Source organism: Bradyrhizobium sp. Ken51, from assembly GCF_055807435.1.
This window is the reverse complement of record NZ_JBVVPB010000030.1, coordinates 39,128-60,526: the sequence shown is the minus strand read 5'-3', so window position 1 is coordinate 60,526 and position 21,399 is coordinate 39,128. Positions and strand designations below refer to the sequence as shown.

Annotated in this window: 11 protein-coding genes and 1 pseudogene; 8 read left to right on the top strand and 4 right to left on the bottom strand. The window is 57.7% G+C overall.

What is annotated here, in order from left to right:
* Window positions 1-165: 165 nt before the first annotated feature.
* The 4 genes from AC0L27_RS33545 (at window position 166) to AC0L27_RS33530 (ending at window position 5,514) form a co-directional block, all read left to right on the top strand.
* Window positions 166-492 (top strand): GcrA family cell cycle regulator, encoded by a 327-nt coding sequence (locus tag AC0L27_RS33545; RefSeq protein WP_473321951.1) that lies wholly within the window; start codon window positions 166-168, stop codon window positions 490-492.
* Between the two features lie 616 nt (window positions 493-1,108).
* Window positions 1,109-2,443: an oxygen-independent coproporphyrinogen III oxidase gene (gene hemN / locus AC0L27_RS33540; RefSeq protein WP_473321947.1), complete on the top strand. Its 1,335-nt coding sequence runs from the start codon at window positions 1,109-1,111 to the stop codon at window positions 2,441-2,443.
* Between the two features lie 224 nt (window positions 2,444-2,667).
* Complete coding sequence (locus AC0L27_RS33535) at window positions 2,668-2,886, top strand: hypothetical protein (protein ID WP_473321945.1); 219 nt, start codon at window positions 2,668-2,670, stop codon at window positions 2,884-2,886.
* Between the two features lie 1,272 nt (window positions 2,887-4,158).
* Window positions 4,159-5,514 carry a carbohydrate porin gene (locus AC0L27_RS33530; protein WP_473321943.1) on the top strand — a complete coding sequence of 452 codons (1,356 nt, stop codon included), beginning with the start codon at window positions 4,159-4,161 and terminating at the stop codon, window positions 5,512-5,514.
* A 670-nt stretch (window positions 5,515-6,184) separates the two neighbouring features.
* Here the strand turns inward: AC0L27_RS33530 and AC0L27_RS33525 are convergent.
* From AC0L27_RS33525 to AC0L27_RS33515, 3 genes are all read right to left on the bottom strand, one after another.
* A complete protein-coding gene (locus AC0L27_RS33525; RefSeq protein WP_473321991.1) occupies window positions 6,185-7,114 on the bottom strand; it encodes a TauD/TfdA dioxygenase family protein in 930 nt (309 codons plus the stop codon).
* Between the two features lie 437 nt (window positions 7,115-7,551).
* Complete coding sequence (locus AC0L27_RS33520) at window positions 7,552-7,953, bottom strand: hypothetical protein (protein WP_473321941.1); 402 nt, start codon at window positions 7,951-7,953, stop codon at window positions 7,552-7,554.
* Window positions 7,950-8,810 carry a pectate lyase family protein gene (locus AC0L27_RS33515; protein ID WP_473321939.1) on the bottom strand — a complete coding sequence of 287 codons (861 nt, stop codon included), beginning with the start codon at window positions 8,808-8,810 and terminating at the stop codon, window positions 7,950-7,952. The genes AC0L27_RS33520 and AC0L27_RS33515 overlap by 4 nt, the downstream gene beginning before the upstream one ends.
* A 1,106-nt stretch (window positions 8,811-9,916) precedes the next feature.
* Here AC0L27_RS33515 and AC0L27_RS33510 point away from each other — a divergent pair.
* Both AC0L27_RS33510 and AC0L27_RS33505 read left to right on the top strand, forming a co-directional pair.
* A pseudogene (locus tag AC0L27_RS33510) lies at window positions 9,917-11,198 on the top strand (IS256 family transposase).
* A gap of 237 nt (window positions 11,199-11,435) precedes the next feature.
* The gene (locus tag AC0L27_RS33505) at window positions 11,436-12,065 is read left to right on the top strand and encodes an FMN-binding negative transcriptional regulator (protein ID WP_473321937.1); all 630 of its coding nucleotides are present in this window, start codon (window positions 11,436-11,438) and stop codon (window positions 12,063-12,065) included.
* Window positions 12,066-12,413: 348 nt separating this feature from the next.
* Here the strand turns inward: AC0L27_RS33505 and AC0L27_RS33500 are convergent, their stop codons facing one another.
* Window positions 12,414-17,972: a trifunctional serine/threonine-protein kinase/ATP-binding protein/sensor histidine kinase gene (locus AC0L27_RS33500; protein WP_473321988.1), complete on the bottom strand. Its 5,559-nt coding sequence runs from the start codon at window positions 17,970-17,972 to the stop codon at window positions 12,414-12,416.
* A gap of 2,198 nt (window positions 17,973-20,170) precedes the next feature.
* On the opposite strand from AC0L27_RS33500, the gene AC0L27_RS33495 reads away from it, so the two are divergent.
* Both AC0L27_RS33495 and AC0L27_RS33490 read left to right on the top strand, forming a co-directional pair.
* The gene (locus AC0L27_RS33495; protein WP_473321986.1) at window positions 20,171-20,800 is read left to right on the top strand and encodes a response regulator transcription factor; all 630 of its coding nucleotides are present in this window, start codon (window positions 20,171-20,173) and stop codon (window positions 20,798-20,800) included.
* A gap of 84 nt (window positions 20,801-20,884) precedes the next feature.
* Window positions 20,885-21,280, top strand: a complete 396-nt coding sequence (locus AC0L27_RS33490) for a response regulator transcription factor (protein WP_473321935.1) — start codon at window positions 20,885-20,887, stop codon at window positions 21,278-21,280.
* Window positions 21,281-21,399: the final 119 nt, after the last annotated feature.

Sequence of the window (21,399 nt, the reverse complement as noted above, 5' to 3'; positions counted from 1 at the left end):
GCCAAGCCCTCGCTTTTTCCTCCGCCGGCGACGCCGCGCTTTCCGAGAACGAGTGAGCAAGCAAGGAGGAGCAACAGCAAGACCAGAGCAAACCGGTTGTGGTGCCCGAGCCCGACGAGGACTAGACTAACCTGACGTCGCAACTGGCAATATAAAGTATGTTCCATGCGCTGGAATAGAAGAGAATTGGCAGAGCTGAAAAAGCTCTGGGCCGAGGGACAAAGTGCCGCGCAGATCGCGCGTCATCTTGAGTGCAGTCGCAACGCAGTTTGCGGCACGCTAACTCGGTTGCGCCTCACTCGAGGTCACAAGCCACCAACAGCAAAACCCAAGATTAGAGCCGCCCCCAAGCGAGGGCTGACGTCGACGGCGGCCGGTCGCGATGGCGGCGGAAAGAAGCTGTCGCAAAAGCCGCTAGTAAACCGGCCTCACGAAATGAGCAAGCGACAGCTTTACGCGATGCTAGCTGAGGCGGTCAGGAATACCGCATAGAGCTATCAGGCGCCGCGATCTCCTGCCAACACCCGTGGTAGCGCCCGACGATCGACAACACGCTGTGAGAGATTTCCGCCGAGCAATGGACCCACGCATGAGCGGATTTCTCGCCCCGCGGGACTCACGAACGAGGCCCTCCGGCCATCGTGGGATTGGCGGCGTCCGACTACGTACCGGGACGCACCCCAAAGGCGGCACAACATTCCTGGAACGATCGGGAATACGCCACCCAAATGTCAACTACCAACCTTGTCAGTTGATTGAGATTACAGGGTACGTATCAATCTTAGTCAATGAACCTCGCACGAGTCAGGTCGTGAAGCAGTTCGAGGTCTAGCAGCATCAACGGCCCTGGTGGATATCTCGTTGGCAACCACTACAGATTACCGAAGCGGAGTTGAATCTGGGGTTCCGTCGCGGCGAGTATCGCGCCTGCAGCAATTGTACTCTCCGTTCGAGAGGAACGGCTCGCTAACCGACAGCGTGTTTCGCTGGCAGATTGGCCCTTGCCCAAACTCCCAATCGCGTAGCGGCAATCCGGATTGCTATCGGCAAGCGAGGCAATGTAAACGGATCTTGCGACCACAAACTTCGTAAACACGGGATAGAACGGTTGCAGACCTCAATGCTAGAAAAGTATTGCGATGCTCGCCTTCCTTGGTACACCATCTATCCAACCGTAGCCCAATTCTCCACAGCGGTCGGCACCGAAGCCTCTGAGAACTGGCTGCAGCGCCTGCCGGTCAATGATTCGGTGTCGCTCTATTTCCACATTCCGTTCTGTCGATCGATTTGTTGGTATTGCGGCTTCGCTCGAAGCATCACTCGCCGGGATTCACCCATCCTCGAATTTTTGGCGGTTCTTCGTAAGGAGATCGATTTGGTCGCGGCGCACGTGCCGCAACTTCTCCCCGTGAGCGACGTGCACTTCGGCGGTGGAACGCCGACCCTCATCGAGCCGGCGGAGTTTCGGCGATTGATGGAACTTCTGCGCCATCGGTTTGCGGTTTCGAAAACGGCCGCCATCGCTGTTGAGATCGACCCGCGCACGTTCACGCGCGCCACATCCGAAGGGTTAGCGGCTGCCGGCGTGAACCGCGCAAGCCTCGGCGTCCAGAGCTTCGATCCAATCGTTCAAAAGGCCATCAACCGGGTCCAGAGTGAGGCACAAACGGCGCGCGCTGTCGAAACGCTGCGGCAGCATGGAATATTCCGCATCAACTTTGATCTGATCTACGGTCTGCCAAATCAGACGGTGCAGTCCTGCGTTCAGACCGCGACTACGGCGGTGGCGATGCGACCAGACCGGCTTGCGGTATTCGGCTATGCGCACGTTCCTTCCTTCAAGAAGAATCAGCGCCTGATCGACGAGGCAGCGCTGCCAAACAGCGCTGCCCGTGCAGAACAAGCCGCGGCGATGGCCAATACACTGATTGCAGCGGGCTACCGCCAAATCGGGCTCGATCATTTCGCTTTGCCGGGCGATGAGCTCGTGCTGGCGCAGAAAGCCCGTCGCCTGCGCCGAAACTCACTCGGTTACTCGGCCGACACCTGCAATAAAGTGATCGGCTTCGGACCGTCGGCGATCGGCCGGCTCGGCGAGGGTTACGTCCAGAACGAAGTTACGGCGGGTTCCTACAGCAGCCAAATCAAGGCCGGCCGTCTGGCGACGTCGAAGGGCTACTGTCTCAGTCTTGAAGACCGCGTCCGGGCCGCGATCATTGAGCGGCTAATGTGCGATTTCGAGGTCGACGTGCCGGCAATTTGCGTCGCTCATGGATTTGACCCGGCCGCTTTCCTCGGCTCAGGCGAACGCTTGGCGATGCTCGCTGAGGATGGAATCGTTCAAATGGAAAAGGGATGTATCCGCGTGAGGCCGCAGCATCGTTTTCTAAGTCGCGCTGTGGCAGCCGCATTCGATGCTTATCTTGGCACACCGCTCTGTTGACGCCAGCCAAGGGGCGATGACTGGAAAAAATGCATTACGTTTCGTTCTACGCTCACAAAGCCTGACGAACGCGTTTCGCTCACCTGATACACTCCCAAACAGCTCCAAATGGGTAAGACGCGCCGTGTGCCGCGAGAGCCGCCCTGGACCGAGCCGCGAAGACAAGCTGGACGTATTGCTCGGAAATTGGACGCCCCCACAGCAACGCTCTTCGCTCAAGCAGCATGACCACGCACCCCGACAAGGTTCATCACATCACCGCCATGATCCTTGTAGTGGCGGCCCCCGACGGGACGACGACTGGCTGCAGGAGGTCCCAACGAAATGGAATCGAGGAGGGATCGTCAGGGGCCCAGGGCGTCGGAGAAGGTGGCATCTCGCCGGTCAGCGACTTCGGCATCGAAAACCTGATCGAACTCGTGCGGATGTACAAAGAGATCTGACCTGGCGCAAGCGCTGGCAGCCGAAATGTTGCAATCAAGCCGCGGTCTACGCCGATGCGTGCTCGCACCAATACGCAGCGATTCGTCGTGGTGACGCGACGGCTCAGTTGATGTGCACGGTCGCCGCTCGACCGGATCGACAGCGGCGGCGGCGTGCAATCCAGAGCAGCACCTGAGACCCTCGCGCGACTTGGATCGAAGCGACGACTTCCCGAATTGTACCGTCAACGCTGCCATACCGGTCGTCCGTGAACGCCGAAGCCGTCTCGCGCCGAGCGACACAATTGGTGCGCTTCGCGCACCGACAGCCGACCTCCCCCGGTCAACTACCAAACCTAGCGATTGATCGAGACGACGGACACATGCCAGTCAGTACCGGTGACACTTGCTCGGACCACATCAGGAAGAAGTCGCATGCAATATAAATTTCGTAGATCCGATGGAGCTGATGGATGTTCAGTCTCGTCGTCCGCAGGTATCAGAACGCCTGCAATCGCGCGCTCAGTCTGCCGATGAGGGCCAATCAAGTCCTTGTTGCGGCGTCAGCAAGCTGACGGACCTCAAAAAATGGAGGTCCCTTCTGCGTGTCAGAGCTTCATCCGAAACCGATGTGCGAGCGGCGTTTCTTGGATCCGGCGTTTTGTTCTGCGAGCCCGCCATTGGCGCTGCTCTCTGTTCAAGTCCATTGCTTTCCTTTTGGCAGCGGATTTGCCGCAAGGTGGCTGGGCTGCGTGCATTGGCCGCCAATCTCTTGCTAGGGAACGCTCACACCAAGCAGGCCACTCTCCATGTCGACGCCGTGCCGCAGATGCCTGCATTCGATTAGCGATCGAGCGGCTGGGTTGTTTCGCGCTGAATACCCGCCTGGTTGGCCAAGCTGCGCCAGCAGTGGTGACAGCGCGGAAGGCTGAGCGGGTCTTGTTCTCATAAAGACGCCGCCTGGTGTCAAGCGCCACCCAGACCGCCTTGAAGAGCAAGGATTCGGAGCCGCTCTAGGCGCTGAGGTGGAAGTACCACTTTATTCGAATCAATCAGCGCGGAACCACCATGCATTGTTGCGTTATAACTCCTGTATCTATTCGGGCATACCCGGCTGGCGTAGTTGCTCTCATCTCACGAGCACCTGCGAAGCCACGAGGGCGTTTTGTCCTTTCCGTGATAGCTGGTCTCGCCGGCAGTTCGGCGGCGGTAACTGCCGAGATCTCCGGGCCAAGAAGCCACAGCCCCGATGAGCTCGTTGAGGCAAAAAGCCGACCAATTTCGGATCGGGCCGTGACATTCCGAAGCGGCCGCCCCAGGGGAGCAGGACGCCTTTCTGGGAGCTTCCTGTCAAAAACAGCTACGTCCACCACAAAGCGCGACAGTGCCCTCGACACTGCCAAGAGCAGAATTCAAAAGCAGACCGATCCATTCGCAAAATTCGATAACCTCCGTGAAAAAGGTGGCGCGTTCACTGCTCCCGGTGCTGCGGACACGATAGATCAGGACGCAGCTTCTGTCAGATCCGAGCTTTCGGATCTCGGTATTGGATTTTCTGGCTGGACCCTAAACACGTTTGTCAACAATGAACTCGGCAATGCCGCCAGAAGCACAATCGCCAGTCAGCAATACGTCGGCCAGAATCCGACATTTAGTACGGTCAACTCGATGATCGTAACCTATGACCTCGCTCGGTTCGGCATTCCCGATGGTCAGATCGTGCTCGGAGCTGAGCATCAATACTGGACATGGAAGAGCGCCGGGCCAGACCGACTGGGACTCAATGCAGTTTCTTACTATCAAACCTTCTTCGACAGGAAGATCGAGCTCAAAGTGGGTTATCTCAGGAACCAACATGAGTTTGCGGGCGCCGGCGACAAGGTGTTTGGACCCTCGTCGAAAATGCTCTTCCAAGCAGGCATGAGCAACAATTGGGCGCCAACGCCCGCTCTTAATCTGAAGTACAATTTTGATCATCGCTTATATAACAAGTTCTCAATCCAGCGCTCGCTCAGTCCAGCTGGCCAATATGCGCATGTAAGCGAGAATCCCATTGGCCTGAACTGGAGCACGCGCGACGCAGGCATTCTTTTGCTTGATGAACTTTCGTATAGGAGCAAGCCTACTCCGGGTGTGCTGGAGACGTGGCTGCGCGCTGGCGCGGGCTTCAACAACAGCAGCTACACGGACCTAGAACACCCCACGCAAGCAACAGCCAAGGCGAACAGCGTCTACTATGTAGCTGCTGACAGGCAATTCTGGCAGTCTGCCGGCCACGGCTCGGCATCTCGCGGAATCTATGGCGGGTTCTCTGCGATGTACGCCCCGCCTGACCTGAATAGGGCCAGTCAGTACTACGAGCTTCGCCTGTATGCGAAAGGCCTGTTTGACAGCCGGCCCACTGATCAGATGAGTGTTGTTATCAACAACACCATCTGGAGCCACTTCGCAGTGGACGCTGCGCTGGCGAAAGAGCAGCTGGCGCACCGCGACAGCACGGCAATTTCCGGGCTGTATACGGCCCATCTGGCGCCCGGGATATATATGACCATAGGACTGACGTACATCAATCACCCGACAAGAATTACCTACACGCCACAAACGGGACACGCCCTGAATATATTGGTATCTACGTCGGTGTTTTTTTAAGGCCTCAAGACTGCGCATGAATTCACCACCATCCGGTCGAGATCATAATGGGCCTTTTCAACGGCTCGGACCCACTTATCACGGCGATTTAAACGCGGTGCTCCTGACGCGAGGCGGGTACGATCGTATTGCGCAAGATCTATATGCTCCGCCGTAGAATGATACGGATGCTAATTTGTCCAATCGAGTGTTAGCCTTGCGGCAGCGACATTGCTTTTCGATGCCTGCTCGCGCTCGTCGGACTCGCCTCCGAGCTCGTACTCCGCCATGACAGGCACAAATCGCGCTCGGAGCTTAGTTCCTTCGCGAAGAGGCGTGGCAAGCGAAACCGCGACACAGATGCATAACGTACCCAACTAAGGCCAATCGCGCTACTTCTGTCCGACGGTCGTGGCCGCCGGCCAAAGGGCGGCGCATCGGCGGAAACGTTCCCACGCAAATCAACCGGACGCCGCCTGTGAGTTGGGCCCCAATCGGTGGTGACTCGTTTTCGCCCGGTCGAGATGAGCTTAGCATCTAGTTCAGCAAGGAGGTCGCCTGCCGAGCTCGCGGCGCGTTTGCCGTCCCAACCACTTCCGCGTGGAGTTGGCGTGAACTCCTCTTGGCGACATCTATTCGCGCGAACAAGTGAAAAAAAGTAGTGAATCGCCGCTGAATTTGCCAAAACCTGCTAGGCTACCTTAGTGAACGGGTGCTTCGTCGTCTTGAGGCGCGTTACACTGCATCGACCGTCGACGCTGACGGGCGCGTCACCATCGATTGTGGCACGATGAACGACGCGATGCTGGTCATCGTAGTCGTTGACCGCATAATGCTGCGTTGCGCGGTTATCCCAAATCGCGACATCGCCTTCTTTCCAGCTCCAGCGCACGGTATTTTCGGGCGCCGTGATATGGGATTGGAATAGATCAAACAACTTTTGGCCGTCGCGTTTTGGGAGATCGATGAACCTTTGCACCAGATCGCCGAGCACCAGCGCGCGCTCGCCGGTCTCAGGATGCACGCGGACTACCGGATGCTCGGTCTCATAGATCGTGTTGGTAAAGATCTCATCAAAATGCTTCTGGTCGATTTCGCGTACACGGCAGGACCCGGCATAGTCGAAGGCGTTGCTGTGAACGGTCCAGAGTTCGTCGGCAAGCCGTTGGAGCGGCCGCGGCAGATCCAGGTAGGCGGCCACAGCGTTCGACCAAATCGTATCGCCACCGGACGATGGGATCACAACGGCTCGCAGCACCGCAAGTTTGGGATACGCCGCGAGAAAGGTTCCATCGGCGTGCCATACATCCGCCCTGCTACCCCCGCGCGCGGAATCAAGCTCGATGATCGAGGTCGTTCCATTGATCGTACCGAGTATCGGATGCGGCACCAGCTTTCCCAAACAGGCAGCAAACCGCTCCTGCTCCGCGTCATCAAGATGCCCCTGATCGCGGAAGAAGATCACCTTGTGTTCGAGCAGCAAGCCGTCGATCGCAGCGACGGTTCTGCTCGGCAAATCACCCGAGAGTTTGATATTTCTGATTTCAGCACCGATGCGCGCCGCGCGCTTGACGACGTCGGTCGGTGAAATGACACTCTCGCTTGAAGCTATTTCATTCATTGCGAATTTTTCCAGGTTTTGCGGATTCTTTAAGCGGACGAGGGCGCGTGTCACTCGATTTCGAAGGCGAAGCTCGCGCTACCGGTGCTCTCGAGCAAGCACCATGCCAGACGGAAAACGGAGCTGTGAACGTCCGTCAGGTAGCGGATCGAATGATAATTCGAACAGTTTGCCAGGAACGCGATGCCGCCTCCCATCCTTTTCAACCCGACCCCGCCAAAAACCCGACATAGCAATCTGAGACGAGCGCCTGGGCTGGCGGCGAAAGGCATAGCGCGCACAATCGACAGGAATTCTAACGCTCGGCCCCCGAAGAGAAGGGCCATACCGTCCTCGTGCAAGGTCCGGCACGCGTGCCATTCTCGTCCAGTATGCGCCTTTTGGCCAACTGTTTGCGGCAATCAGCCCAGTCTCGAGCCGCGTCTGCGAACGAGCTATCACCGGCTCTCAAGGTGTCCGGGACCTGCCCTGGCCGTGATCACTGCCGGAACATCATCCGCCGGGAATGGAAGAGGAATAGATGACTTTGGAAGAGCTCCAAACGATTGAATTACGGCTTCATCCAGGCGAAAGCCATTGATCCGCGGCACGGGGATCGCGATGTTCTCGATGCACCGACGTCCGAGCACGCTGAAGCAGATGCTCTGCACGGTCCCGCTGCCTTTGCCTAACAAGCCAAAGATATGTCCACTACCATTCTTTATAGGTGTTTCAATGTTGTCAAAGTAATTACCCTCGACAAGTGCTTGCACAGATGATCCAGCATCCACTGCATGGAAAAATCCGCCGCTCTGTTGCGCATTCGTGTTGTGGAAGTAATTATTAACGAGATGAATCATGGCCTGCGCACCTTCAATGTGCGGCGCCCGGCCCGAGATCCATGGAAATAGTTATTTGCGATGGTGATCGTCTGCGGGACACCAAGAAACAGGAGATTCCAATAGTGCTCTCCGTTACAATAGGAGGCATAGGTATCGCTGCCATCGAAGTCGTTCCAGGAAATCGTAATATTCGTCGTCGGGCCAAAGCCGCCGGCAATCATCTGCCGCCCGAGGTTATGAAACCGGTTGTGGTCGATCCAAACCAGGTCGGCTCGTGCAATTGCAATAGCATCGCCGGCAAATATCACGCCGCTGTTGATATCACTGATAGTCAGGTTGCGAATAATGACGTTGCTGACCCCATTCAGGCGCAGCCCCTTCCGTTTCATCGTAGCGTTCGGGCCAACACCGATTACTGTCTTGTTTGAGCCGACTTCGAGCGGACGCTTTCCAGCCCTGTCGAAGCCGACCAACATCTTCTCCTTCCCATCGCAATGCGCATCGTTGCCATCCATAAGAAGAAGGGATCCACGTTTGTAAGGTGCCGAACAAGCACGGCCATATTGGCAACCCTGCCCTTCGCCTCGCCCTTCCGTACCAGTAAAGTCTATAGTTCCTATTACCTGGATCTCACGCGGAGTATTGTCACTGCAGTACCCTAAGCTGTAGGAACGACACAGCTCATACGTCAGATCTTTGGTTGATCTGACCTGAACTATCTCGCCTCCAAGGCCGCCCGTAGCTCCGACGCCAAAGCCGTTGAGGGCTTGGGATCGCACATTGTTCGGTCCGAGCACGGACGAGACCCCGAGGACGACAGCAAGTCCGCCGAGCACGCGTAACGAACGCTTGATGTGCTTCATCGTGTCGTTCATAGGCACATGTTCTCTCTGTTACTCGGAAATCCGCGAGGACCGGGGCTCTCGATCTCAAATGCTGAACTGGAACAGGCCATCAGCATGCGGCGTTAACGGCATCAGATCGTCCTCAACAAGGCAGCATCGAATTATCGGAGCCATGCTACACGACAGCCGAAGTGTGCGGTCGCAGGCTTCCTACCAGCTGCGTGGATCTGGGTAGCCATTGGACAAGTACAGCCGATGAAAGCAGCGGTCGATGCTTAGAGAGCCCCGTCAGAATCAAAGCAGGACTCCCACAGCTCACCGTAAGGCGCCGTCAGCATCGCAACAAGATGCGACCGCCGATCGAGCGTTGATACAGAGGATTAACGTCCACGCATAGCGTCCCAGAGCTGTCTCAGATCGAGCACTGTCTGGTGCCGGCCAGACGCATTGTTTAGGCGCGTTCGGCAGCCATTCTGAAACGGTTTTTTCCCGCAGTTCAACACAGATCCCCCTGACACGAAGCTTTGAGATATCCTGGGCGAAAGAACGAGTGAGATGCCGAAAAGCTCTAACCTCCGTTTGGTCACATAATTTTGGCAACTCGAGAATACTGAAGGCGGCAACACGTTGGCCGGGGGCGAATGGGCCGTCAGTGAAGTTTCGCTGAACGGGCGGGAGGCTCTCGGCACTTTCCACCAGCTCCAGAACGCGTTGGCATCTATAGGTTGGCGAGATCTGCCCCGGTGTGTCCCACGCCCGTGCCGGACACACACGAGGGATGCCTCCTATGGATTTGATGACAGGCAATCATCACGAATAGGTACGATCTTCTTTGTTTTTGATGTGTCCAGTCCGCGGGCGGATCTAGCACAGCGCTCACAACGAACCTCCCAGTCGCGGTGCGGCGAGGTGATGCGGCACTGCTCAGCCGCAATTCTGGTCATCCACTCATAGCCTTCAGGTGAAGCTGCTCATGTACTACACTCATCGCCGCGAAAAGCCGACTTCGTCTGCAAGCGCCCGTGGAAAGCAACGGCCGAGCTATCGCTGAAAGTTGGTGACGGCGGGAATCGGAAAGGCGGCATATCGTGGGGGTGCTTGACGCCTCCACTTCTCCACCGAAGGAGCGATATGCCGTGTCCAACGATAACGTCATCCAACTGATTCAGCCAGGAATCTTCGACGATCAACTCACAGAAGTGTTGCGCAACGGGGCACGTGCCCTTCTCGCCAAGGTGATCGAGGCCGAAGTCGCGGACTTTCTCGGCCAGCATGCCGATTTGAAGACCGCGGACTGCCACCAGCGCGTCGTGCGCCACGGTCACCTGCCGGAACGCGAGGTGATGACCGGCATCGGTCCGGTTGCCGTCCGCCAGCCACGTGTACGCGATCGCGAGGCCGCCGCTGCCGATCCTGGCCGGATCCGGTTCTCGCCGTCGATCCTGCCGCCCTACATGCGCCGCTCGAAGTCGATCGAGACGCTGCTGCCGGTCCTTTTCTGAAGGGGATTTCGACCGGCGACTTCTCGGAGGCGCTGGCTGCGCTGCTCGGCAAGGATGCTGCCGGGTTGTCGGCTTCCGCCATTGGTCGCCTGAAGGACGGTTGGCTCGATGAACACACCGCGTGGCAGAAGCGCGATCTGTCCGCGAAGCGCTACGTCTACATCTGGCCGACGGCATCCATCTCGAAGCCCGCCTCCAGGACGAAAAGCAGTGCATCCTGGTGCTGATCGGTGCGACGCCGGAAGGCCGCAAAGAACTGGTCGGCTTCACCGATGGCGCCCGCGAGAGCGCGCACGACTGGCGCGATCTGTTGCTCGATCTGAAGCGGCGCGGGCTCGATGCTTCCCCGCGGCTCGTCATCGCCGATGGCGCACTCGGGTTCTGGAAGGCCGCCGGCGAGGTCTGGCCGAAAACGCGCGAGCAGCGCTGCTGGGTGCACAAGACCGCGAACGTGCTCGCCAAGTTGCCGAAGAGCCAGCAACCGAAAGCGAAACGCGCATTGCAGGAGATCTGGATGGCCGAAATCAAGGCCGCCGCCGAGCTGGCGTTCGACGCCTTCATCGAGAGCTACGCGCTGAAATACGACAAGGCGGCCGACTGCCTGGCCAAGGATCGGGATACGCTGCTGGCATTCTACGACTTCCCGGCCGAACATTGGAAACACTTACGGACCACCAACCCCATTGAAAGCACCTTCGCCACCGTGCGCCACCGCACGATCCGATCGAAGGGCTGTCTATCCAACAAGACCGCGCTCGCGATGGTCTTCAAACTGGTCGAGGGCGCGCAGAGAAGCTGGCGCCGCCTCGACGGTCATAACCAGTTGTCAAAACTCGTTCTCGGTGTGACATTCAACGACGGGATCGAGGTCATCGCCAAGTCGACCGACCGCCAGCCCACAACCGCCGCCGCCTGACCGGCTCAGGCCGTCACCAAAATTTGGCGATAGCTCGCAACGGCCGAGCAGCTTGCAAAGCCGCTCTTCGATCTGCACCTCGGATCACCATAGGTTGGCGGTCCCTTAGGGGCTGGGTCCTCCGAGAAATGACACCACCCACCAAAACTGGCGGTTTATGTGATCCCGCATGAGGCGTACTCCAGTTTAAATCGTGTGTCGCCCGGCCTTCGGCCGGGCTGCCGGGGAGCCTCGCCAATGTACACGCCGCCCTCGTTCCAAGTTCTCGATATCGCCGACCTTCATCGGTCGATGCGTGAGGCCCGCTCGGCGACACTGATCACCGCCACTCAGGAAGGGATTGTTGGAACGATGCTGCCCGTAGTACTCGACGAGCGCGAAGGTTGTATGGGCACGATTTATGCGCACCTGGCGCGTGCGAATCCGCAGTGGAAGCTGGCACGGACTGGCGAAGCGATGGCTATTTTCACTGGGCCGCAAGCCTATATCAGCCCTTCCTGGTACGTGACGAAGCAGGAGAGAGGCGAGGCCGTACCGACCTGGAACTATGTTGCGGTGCATGCCTACGGGCCGGTCGACTTCTTCGATGATGCCGATCGACTGCTGGAGGTGGTCACGCGATTGACCGATGCGCATGAGCACTCGGCGGGCAAGGACCGCTGGACCGTCTCGGACGCTCCTGCCGATTTCATCAAAGCGGAGCTTAAGGGGATTGTTGGTGTACGATTGCAAATTACACGGCTCGACGGCACGCGGAAGATGAGCCAGAATCGCAACGCAGCGGATCGCGCCGGCGTGATTGACGGCTTGTCGAAGAGCGACCGTGACGAATCCCGCCGTATGGCTCACCTCATTCCGAAGGGATAACCAACCGCACGACGGATTGTAAACGACCTCGACTTAGACTTCCTCCATTTCCTCGATGGCCATTGACGTCATTCTCGCGAACGCTCCGTCTGCTGCTTTCGTCCGATTCCGCTTGACGGCCTGCAAGGCTCACGATGTCTGCAAAGAGCCCTCAAAGCTTCTTGAATCTGGCCGCTGCGGTCAGATTCAGATTTTTCTGACAAGTCGCGACAATCTGCGGTCGCTCCCACACTCCCGATGGGGCAGCAAGAAACGCGAATGTTTCACATTACGAACATCACGCGCCTCGCTTCTGTCACATTGCTCCCGGAGCACCCCTGCTCGACATCGAAATCGAGCCTAAGGCGTTCAAGACACCTGTTGCACCCCGTTCACGCCCTCCGGCGCAATGGGCATGCTGAACTGAAAGACCGCCCCGCGAGGATCATTCGGGCCCGCCCACATCCGGCCCCCATGCGCCTCAATAATAGAATGGCAAATGGCCAGTCCCATGCCCATGCCCTCGGATTTGGTGGTGTAAAAAGCCTCGAAGACGCGGTCTGCGCTGTTTGGATCGAGCCCTGGACCCGTATCGCGAAAACTGACCAATACGCTATTCGCGCCATCCATCCGGGCACTGATCAGCAATTCGCGGTCGCCTTCCTTGATCACGCTCATGGCCTCGATGGCGTTCGTGATCAGATTGAGGATCACCTGCCGCACCTGAACGCGATCCGCTCGAACCAGCGGCAAAGCCTCAGGCCGTTTGGTTTGCACCCACACATCATTTTTGGCAAGTTCCGCGCGGACTAGGGCCAGCACCTCTACGATCAATTCATCAATTGCAAGAAGCTCCGTTTGCATAGGAGCTTTATTCATAAGAGCGCGGATTCGACGGATCACGTTTCCTGCGCGCATACTGTCACGGACAATCAAACCGAAGGTCTGCCGAACCTCGTCCAGATTTGGCGGTTGAGCACCGAGCCAATTTAGCCCCGCCCCCGCATTACTGCTGATCGCGGCAATCGGCTGGTTGACCTCGTGGGCGATCGAGGCGGCCAGCTGTCCCATTGTCGTGATCCGATTGGCGTGTGCAAGGCCCATCAGAGTCTCGCGATACCGCCGTTCGCTTTCACGGGCCTCCGCTTCCGCTCTCTTTCGTTCTGTCAGGTCCAGAACGAAGCCAACACCTTGGTCCCCTCGCGCATCGAACACGGCTAGGCCAATTAGCACCGGCACCCGATTGCCATCCTTCCGAACATACTCTTTCTCGAACTGCTGAACAGCTCCGGTCCTTTTTGCTTCTGTGCGAGCATCCTTTGTGCGCTCGTGCCATTCTGGAGGCGTCAGATCGAGACCATTCACTCGGCCGGCGAGGAGATCTTCTTGGTCGTATCCAACCATCGTGAGGAAGGCTTGATTTGCTTCGATGATCTCGCCCCCTTCGTGAATGATAAAGATTCCGATGATGTTAGCGTCGAGCAAGCGCCGGATTTTCGCCTCCCGTTGCTGAACTTCGCTGTACAACCGGCTGTTTTCGAGCGCTGTTGCAGCTTGAGAGGCAAGCATTTTCTGCATAGACGTTCGGGCAGCCGAGAATATGCGCGGGGCGAGATTATTCTCCAGATAAAGTACGCCGATCAGCTTGCCCTGCGTGATCAGTGGCAGGCAAAGAATAGAACGCGCTTTGCGCTCGCGGATATACGGATCTTCGGCAAATGAAGGCTGGGCGACAGCATCTTCGAGAATGACGTTTTCGCGGACACGTAGCACGAAATGCAGCACGGATTCGGGAAGAGCCATCGGAGTTACGGGCTGTTCATCCACCTTTACAACGAGGGCATCCGCTACCGTTTTGCCTTCCGCTTCGATCCGTGGCTCGCCTCCATGCAGCAGAATCAACAAACCTCGTTCGGCGCCGGCCTGCTCAATGGTAGTCCGCATAAGCTTGTCAATTAGCTTTTGAAGCACAATCTCGCCGGAAATTGCCTGCGACACTTTGATCACCGTCGCCAGATCAAGATGCTCAACCGGAGCTCCGATCGTCATGCCATTCACGGCAAGAGGGGCCTCCTGATGCATGAGATGCGGATGCAGCTCGTCGAGTTGACGCACCTTGCCATCTGCTCCCCAACGAAGGTAGCCGCGCCGCGCGTCCTGCAGGTAAACCCGGGCGATCCTGTCAAAACCGCGTGCAGCATAAAAGCGCGCTGCAAGTTCACAAGCGATCCCCTCGTGGTGGGGGAAACCGTTACGTCCTGCGGTTTGGATTGAGTGTTCGTACAGTCGCATTGCGTCTGCATCCCGGCATTCCAGCCTCGCAATTTCAGCGCCGACCAAGGCAGCCCGATTCTCGAAGTTGTCGGGGCAATTCGTCGCCCATGTCTGCAGCTGCCTGTAATGGGCGTCAATGATTTCTCGATGTTGCTGTCGTTCGCCTTCGCCCAACCTGTCGCAATAACACGCGTGAGACAGCGCACCATAAAAGTGAAACTCCGCGGTCAAGGGCTCTGTCGGTATGGTCCATAGTTTGGGCTCGGCCTTCGAGCGAGCCCCAACAGCCGCAGCATAATCGCCTGATAGGAAGCGCGCTTGAAGTTTGCGGATCCAGTAGACGGTTTCGCTAGGTGACTCCGGACTTCCTGCCAACGATCGTTCAACGTCTACCTCATCAAATTGTTGGTCATCGAAGCAACCAAGCGAGCGCGTGAGGCCGCGCATGGTTCTGACGATCGCAAGCTGAGCGGCTGCAGCCTCAGCAGCAAATTGGACCTTTCTGTTGCGGATCGTAGCAGCGCTTTTCTCTAACTCGTTCTGTACCTCTTTCAGGTGATCTCCGGCCATCATCATACTTGAGGTTAGATGAACTAAACTGTACGCCTCATAGATGACATCGCCGCTACTGACCGCGGCTTCGAGGGCTCGCCGGATCAAAACTCGGCCATCTCTAAGGGGCTTCGTCCAGGGGATCACGTTGCCTCCGACGGCCAAATAGACGTGAGCCCGAAAACGAGAGAACTCACCGCGATCAACCAGGTCGCAAGCAAGACGACCAAATTTATCAGCCGCTTGGTAGTCACCGAAGCGTCCGGCCGAGATTCTGCCTAGCCACGCGTAATGGGCGCAGGAAGCATCAGTGTTGCCGTATTCGAGGCTGATGCTGACGGCTCTGCAGATCACCAAAGCGGATAAATTGGCGTCCGTGAAACCTGCCGGCGGAAGAATCCGCGTCAAGACGGCAAGCGTGGCAAGCGTGGCCTGGTCTGTCATTCGAGGCAAACCAGCAAGATCCTCGATTGCGTCGGGCAGCTGTGACCACGTCCGCTGATACTCGGCGAGCATTTCCTGGTCCGTCGGACGCGGCGACCACTCGATCCCGACGTCGCGAAGATATGCGAGACCTATGAGCACTGCCCGGCCGTGCTGACCTAGCGTCAAGTAAAGATCGACCTGCAAACATGCGACCGTTGCTCGTTGGGGCCCGTTCAAAGCTCGCTTCGACAGTGCGGACAAGAGACGCTCTGCAATCTCCAGCTGGCCTACCAAGAATTCGCATTCGGCCCGGCTGGTCTCGAGTGCGAACGCGAGCTCGCGGTGCCTTTGCCAGGAATCCTGCGCGAGCAGCGCAGCACCGACGGTGAAATATGTGAGCGCCGAAGCGTAGGCCGCCGACCCCCTGGCACGCTGCCCTGCGATCAAGTTCAGCTCGGCGAGTTGCTCTCGCTCCTGACCGGAAGCGATGAGCGCGACGCCTCGATTGAGTTGACTGACAATGTCGAAGATGGCCTCTTCGCGTTTGTGCGCAGGGATGTGTGCCGCGAGCATCCGACCGATCCGCAGATGGGAAGGAGCGCGCGAAAAGTCCGGCGCCAGTAAATAGGCCGCCTCTTGAACGCGATCATGGAGGAAACGGTAGGCTGTTCCGTGGCGTGCGATCAGTTCTTGCCGGATTGCCGGCCACAGCATCGCATGCACCTGCTCCTCTGAAAATTCGAGCACGATCGCAAGCTCTGCCGTCCCCGCGACGTTGCCGAAACAGGCCAGCTGTTGCAGCGCGTCCTGCGTTTCCTTGGGCAGCCGGATGAGCTTTCCGAGCATCAGATCCACTACGTTCTCCGTGTACGCTTTGGCGTGAATGCGCTCAAGATCCCAACGCCAGCGGGCCGACTCGTGATCGAAGGTCAGCAGTTGCTCTTCCGCCAATTCAGAAAGGAATTGAATAGCGAAGAACGGATTGCCCATCGTCTTCCGATGGACAAGCTCCGCTAGTGGGGCAGCGCGTTTTGGTTCGCAGCGAACGGTATCCGCGACCAACTGCGCGACATCGTCTGCCGCGAGCGGCGAGAGCGTGATCTCCTCTAGGTTTACGGCGGCTCTCCTGATGGAGTCGAGCTTGCGTTTGAACGGATGGCCTGCATCAAGTTCGTTGCTGCGGTAAGCTCCAATGAGCAGCAGGTGCAGATCCGACTGGGTGAGGAGATTCTCGATCAGGTCGAGTGTTGCGGCATCATGCCACTGCAAATCGTCGAGGAAGAGCACCAATGGATGGGTTCGCCGGGCGAACACGCCAATAAAGCGGCGAAGCACCAGCTGGAAACGATTCTGCGCTTGCCGGGCCGAAAGCTCAGCAACCGCGGGCTGCTCGCCAATGATCAGGCTCAGATCAGGGATCAATTCGACAATCAGCCGTCCATTCGCGCCGAGCGCCTCCCGAAGCGCTTGCCGCCAGGTCGCGAGTTCGTCCTCACTTTTGCTGAGAAGAGGACGGACAAGATTCTGAAACGTCTGCACCAGCGTCGCGTAGGGAACATCGCGCTTTAATTGGTCGAATTTGCCTGACGCCAGCTGTCCGCGCGAGGGCACGAGTACTTTGTGTAGCTCCTGGACAAGCGAAGACTTACCGATGCCGGAATAACCGGCAACCAGCACCAACCTCGGCGCGCCGCTCTTCACCGCGCGATCGAACGAGCCGAGCAAGGTCTCGATCTCGCGGGCTCTGCCATAGAGCTTCTCGGGGATGATCAAGCGATCAGGTGTGTCGTCTGCGCCAAGGTCAAAAGGCTCGATGCGACCGTGGTTGGCCCATGCTGCCAGACAGTGTTGCAGATCGTGTTCAAGGCCAGCCGCAGTCTGGTAGCGTTCCTCGGCAGTTTTGGCGAGAAGCCTCATCACGATTTGGGAGAGTGGCTCCGGGATGTTTTGCGATTTCTCAACAGGCGGTATTGCTTTTCTTGCAATATGACAATGAATCCACTCCAACGGGTCTGAGCCCGTGAACGGCAGCGCGCCGGTCAGCATCTGGTAGAATATCACGCCAAGTGAATAGAGATCACTGCGGGAGTCGACTGAGCGATTCACTCGTCCGGTCTGTTCGGGCGCCATGTAGGGCAGCGAGCCGCCGATGAACTCGGCAGGTTCAGGCGGCACCCGCTCGCGGGAAAGACGGGAAGCCAGACCAAACCCAGTGAGCCGCACCTGTTCGTCCGGGCAATTGACCAGAATGTGAGCGGGTTTCAGGTCCTTGTGGATCAAACCGTGCCGGTGAAGCTTGCCCACGGCCGTCGTGATACCAACGGCCAGGCGCAGGAAGCGCTGGGGCTCCATGCGGGCTCCAGCTAAGTTTAGCAGCGGCTCGCCGCATGGATCCTCCAGGACCAGCATGGTACGACCAGATTCCCGGATCAGTTCCAAAGGCCGCACCGCCCATGCCTCGTCTAGCTCCTCCCTCAGCTCACATTCATGGACGAGGCGGTCGAGCGACGCCGGGTTTTCCGTGATCGGCCGCACGACAAGCACGACAGTTCTGCTGCCATTGATTAGCTGTCGCCACGCACGGCAGAACGCACGATCACCGTCCTCCCACAGGGGCTGGAAGTGGCTGTCGAGATTTGAGCCGAACAAAATCCGGCTGAGAGGGTCTCGCGGCATTTGCCCGCCCAGACTAGGAAGAAGCGAGCCAACATCTGACACATAAGGGACGCAATTGTGAAGAGACTTCACAAAAAACGCCACAGGTCCGGGGCGGCCAAAGAATGGGCCCCAGCAAGCAAAATAGAACGAACGCACGCTGTATCATAGAGCCCGATCATGTCGATCGACCGCAATCTTGGGCGCAGGCTTGGGCCCGCGCGGCATGGGCGGCAGCTCCCGATTAAGCAGCGTGTTGCGCGGGAGGATAGAGCGGCTCGTGGCAGTTACCTGCCACCAGCGCCCCGCTGCCCGACGTGCAGCCGGGCTCCGGATAGCCGCTATCTCTCGATCAGGCCATGAGATATGAAAGCCGATCGGTTTGCCCATGATCGAGGCAACGCGCGGTCCAGGCAAGAGAAATGCCGCCGACAGGCGCGGTGCAATTTGCGAGATCGACAATCATTCCAAGCCCATTTTGTCAGAGGCAACGCAGTCATCCACTCTGAACGGCAGCATCATGCGGCAGATCTGCGAGCCTGTTTGAGCCAAACCGTGCCCGATAGCTATTCTGAGGATTCCTGCTGCCATTTTTCGAAAAGCAACTGACCCGCGACAAGGCACTCCTTATGCTGATACAGGGCCCGTACAGGCCCTCACTCATCGGAATGCCGAGGGCCGCCGTTCGCACGAGGGCGATTGCCGGCCATGCCGAACCCGATAGATCAGGCAGAGTTCCCATACTCAAACCGCGGTTCAAGCGCAGCGGAAGCTATCCACAACCGGTGAAGCGAATTGCAACGAATATCAAGAACAGCGGAACGCCTTCTCCCTCGCCACGCGCACCGTAACAACATTTGCCGCAATCCTTGCCAATTCCGCACTCCACCTTGTCGGACTTTGCCAACTTCGAGAGATCTAGACGACATCGCACAACGTGACGCTACGTACGATTCAAACTCGTCGTGCCGGCGTGGAGTAGCAGCCGCGCCGCTATTGAGTTTGGCTGCGGAGCGAGCCTCAGTTTTGCCATGTGGATTGCTTCATTGGAGCAGCATCGCCACGGATGTACTGGCGATGTGGGGCGAACCCTGCGCACTTCTTCTTGAAGGAGTGCGCCGGGCCGCTTTGATGAGCTGCGTGGGAAGATCAATTAGCTAGTGGCAGGTTGGCGACTGCTTCAGGCTGACCGCTCGGCGCGTATTCCTATCTTGCGGGGTTGAGTACAAGCTTCGAACAGCCTGCTCGCCACAACCTATGATGCCCGCCAAAACTGCTAGGAGAGCGGTACCTTTCCTGGATCAGCCTTTTTTGAGCTGAGGCCGGAGGCCAATTGCAACTGGCTTTGCCGAAGCGATCGACAGCCAGGCAGCCAATGGGCCTCTCCACGTAGATTCACCACCTCATCTTGGGATAGGCGCTTAGAAGGAAACAGGGGGGACGAAGGAACATAGGCACCTCACCAGATCGAGATGACTATATTTCCTATGAGCACGACCGAAAGGACTTGAATCGCACCTTGCGTGAGGTTGTACGAAGCCGATGCAAGATGCCTTCCCAAGCTCGCTAAAGACGCAACTCACAGGCGCTCTGACGAAGCAAAAAGAGTTCATGTGCTGATGCCGCTGCTGCTCGTTCTAATTTCCATTTTCCTTAGTACAAGCGCGGTAGTCTACGCCGCATGCCGACAATGCGGGCGAGCTCGGCGCATGCCTCGGCAACATCGTGCCGATTCGCTCAGCTCGCAGCCCCGCATCCAACTACCAAGACGGCGGGCATTCTAATCCAGCCGCATAGTGAGGGTCCGCCGACGCCTCCTGCAGCCGCCACTCGCCAAGGGCCAGCGGGGACGCCCCGCGCAAGAGCGAACGCCTCAACCTCTGGATTCGGTGCTTGTCAAACGGCTGCTGATTGATTTGATCGATGCCGCGGGCCTGTTCCCACGGAACAGCGGACAGACGCGAAAGCCAGTTCTCGACCACTCGGGCACTTTTTGCTAGACTTTCCTGGTAATGCATTACGCGGCTGCAAACGGCTGACCCGGTCACATCCCTGGAAAGTCTCATAGATTTGCAATGCCCGAAAGCTCCTAGGAAGACCGCGACGGACAACCATTGGGCGTGGTAACACATCTTTCTACTATAATTGCAAAAGTGAGGCTCTTCGTGACCAAGCGCTCTGAACCGCGGACGCAAGCCGCAACTGTCGAAGGGCCGGAGGTGAGACCGAGAGTGTTCGTCGTCGACGACGACCTCTCAATGCGCGAATCGCTGGTCAACCTATTTCGATCCATCGGTCTAGATGTCGTTGCTTACGGATCCGCCCAGGAACTGCTCCACAGCGAGCTTCCGGATGTTCCTGGCTGCCTTGTGCTTGACATCAGACTGCCGGGATTGAGCGGACTTGAGCTCCAGAATGAGTTAGCCAAATTGAAGGTTCATATTCCCATCATTTTCATCACCGCTCATGGCGATATTCCGATGACCGTCCAAGCGATGAAGAGTGGAGCAATCGATTTTCTCAGCAAGCCATTTCGGGATCAGGAACTGCTCGATGGCGTCATCGCTGCGATCGAACGGGATCGCAAAAGACGAGGTGTAGACAAGGTCATCAAGAAGCTGCAGTCCTTGTTTGAGGCCCTAAGTCCACGGGAGCAGGATGTCTTGAGACTTGTCGCCACCGGCCTATTGAACAAACAGGTAGCCGCGGAACTCGGGCTCGCCGAGATTACGGTCAAAATCTACCGCGGGCACGTGATGAGGAAGATGGGCGCTCGATCGTTAGCCGATTTGATTAGGATGGCTGAGAGGCTGGGAATTGGGACCGACCGTCTCAAGGTACAAACCTAAGTATGATTTTACAATTTCCTCGTACTCGCGCACCCTTCAGCTGGCCGCTATGCTTCGGCCAGTGCCTTCGCCCAACGAGGACGGGTGGTCTTGTCTAAGTGTTCAACTATCTCCGTTGTCGACGACGATCCTTCAATTCGTGCCGCACTGAACAATCTTTTGAAATCGCACGGCCACATCGTTCATACGTTTGCATCGGCTGAGGAATTCTTGCGGTCGTCTCAATTGAACGATACATCCTGTGTCATTGCAGACGTGCAGATGCCCATGATGAGCGGCTTTGAACTTTTGGAACAGATGCGGGCCCAGGGCCACGCTGCGCCATTCATCTTGATTACTGCCTTCGCGGATGATCGCACGCGAGCCCGCGCGTTGAAAGCCGGCGTGACCGGCTTTTTTCCCAAACCCTTTGCCGGTCTGGAGTTGATAGCCTGCCTCGATAACGCGCTGCACGAGCATCGTGACGGAACGGACGTCTGAAAGATGGGGAAGCAGCCCGGACCAAGCCGCAACCCGCACGGCGCTTGCAATCTCGATCAATGCGCGATTACCCGCGCTTACGGGTGGCAGTGGCAACGATCGCTTTTCCATCTTGCCGC